This is a genomic window from Shewanella sp. 11B5 (genome assembly GCF_002836795.1).
Lineage (GTDB): Bacteria > Pseudomonadota > Gammaproteobacteria > Enterobacterales > Shewanellaceae > Shewanella > Shewanella frigidimarina.
Genome location: NZ_PJAP01000798.1, coordinates 1 through 1,723, shown reverse-complemented (window position 1 = coordinate 1,723; position 1,723 = coordinate 1). Strand labels below are relative to the sequence as shown.

The following is a 1,723-nucleotide window of genomic DNA, read 5'->3' as shown; positions in this document are numbered from 1 at the left end:
CCCACTCTTCATTTGTCGGTATGACCATAGCAATTGGGCTACCTACTTGAGTAATGATGCCTTGCTGGCCAAAGCGAGCCGCTTTATTCAAGTTATCATCGACTTTGAAGTTAAATATTGCTAATAAATTAAGCACTTTCTCACGAATAAGGTCTGAGTTTTCGCCAATACCGCCAGTAAAGATAATGGCGTCTAAACGCCCTAATGGCACAGTGTAAGAGGCGATATATTTGGCTAAACGATAGCAGAAGATATCTAAGGCTAATGTGGCACCTTTGTGACCGTCTTGATAACCTTCTTCAATACCACGACAATCGTTGGTGAGTTCTGAAATGCCCAGTAAACCACTTTGCTTATTCAATAGGTTATTGACTTCATCAAGGGTATAGCCAAGTTGTTTAACTAAATGGAAAATAATTGATGGGTCTAAATCGCCGCAACGTGTACCCATGACTAAACCTTCAAGCGGGGTTAAGCCCATTGAAGTGTCGACACTTTTACCATCTTTAATCGCGGTTACTGATGCGCCATTGCCTAAATGAGCACAAATAATATTGGTGTCTTTAGTCTCTTTGCCTAAGACTTTGGCTGCTTCACGACAAATATAGATATTGCTAGTACCATGCATGCCATAACGACGAATGCTATGTTCACGATACAATTTGTAAGGAAGGGCATAAATATATGCCTTTTCGGGCATGGTTTGATGGAATGCGGTGTCAAATACTGCAACTTGTGGCAACGCTGGGAATGAGGCAAGTGCGGCACGAATACCAATTAAATGCGCAGGATTATGCAGAGGTGCTAATGACGCACAATCTTCAATACCCTGAATGACTTCAGGAGTCACAATAACCGAGCGAGTAAACTTTTCGCCACCATGGACGATACGATGACCAACGGCTTTAATTTGTGCCGCAAGTTCTGGGTGTTCTGCCAAGATGTTATTAACGATAAATTCTACCGCTTCGCGATGCGCAGTAAAGGCACCTAATTTGGCTTCATTCTTGCCGCCATCAAATTTCCACTTAATGCGCGAATCTTCTAAACCAAAACATTCAGCTAATCCAGAAACTTTATCATCGCCTGATTGAGCATCAATGATGGCAAATTTTAATGATGAGCTACCGCAGTTGAGCACGAGTACTAATTTGTCTGACATGTTAACGCCTTTTAAGTCAATGAAACTAAATAAAATAGTAAAATTCCATTTTGATTAAGGTTTATGATGATTCTTTCATAAACGCCACACTTCGTTGTTCTTACCGTGATTTACGACTGAAAGTTAAATCAGTATAGATGCAAATCAGCCAGTGCATTTGGGGCATGACACTGTATTATGTTATCGTTATACTCATGTCCTAAGCAGTAAAGGTAGCCGTATATTGAACATGAATTTGGTTAAATTACTTGGCGATGGTCAACGTTATATGAAGACCTGGCCAATGGTTAGGCAACTTGGGTTTTATTTCCCAGAGTACCGCGTCGTTAAAGCGACTCAATTAGCGATAATTGCTATGCCTGTGTTGGCATTAGTCGTTGCGTCTAGCCAGCTATACGTATTTGGCTGGGATTATTTACCGCAAGCATTAACTATGTTGCTGTTTTTTATTAGCCTGCCAGTACAAGGCTTATTATGGCTAGGTTGGCGAGCGAGCCATCCGTTACCGTTATCATTATTTGATTGGGGCAACCAACTCACCTCTGCATTGACTAAGATGGG

General features: G+C 41.3%; 2 protein-coding genes. One reads left to right on the top strand and one right to left on the bottom strand.

Annotated features, from left to right (window positions below; all coding sequences use genetic code 11):
• Nucleotides 1-1,162 (bottom strand): acetate kinase (locus CXF78_RS16565; RefSeq protein WP_102037393.1); only part of this gene is annotated, 1,162 nt, incomplete at its 3' end.
• Nucleotides 1,163-1,391: 229 nt separating this feature from the next.
• On the opposite strand from CXF78_RS16565, the gene yfbV reads away from it, so the two are divergent.
• Nucleotides 1,392-1,723: terminus macrodomain insulation protein YfbV (yfbV, locus tag CXF78_RS16560; RefSeq protein WP_180957194.1), on the top strand; the 332-nt coding region annotated here is incomplete at its 3' end.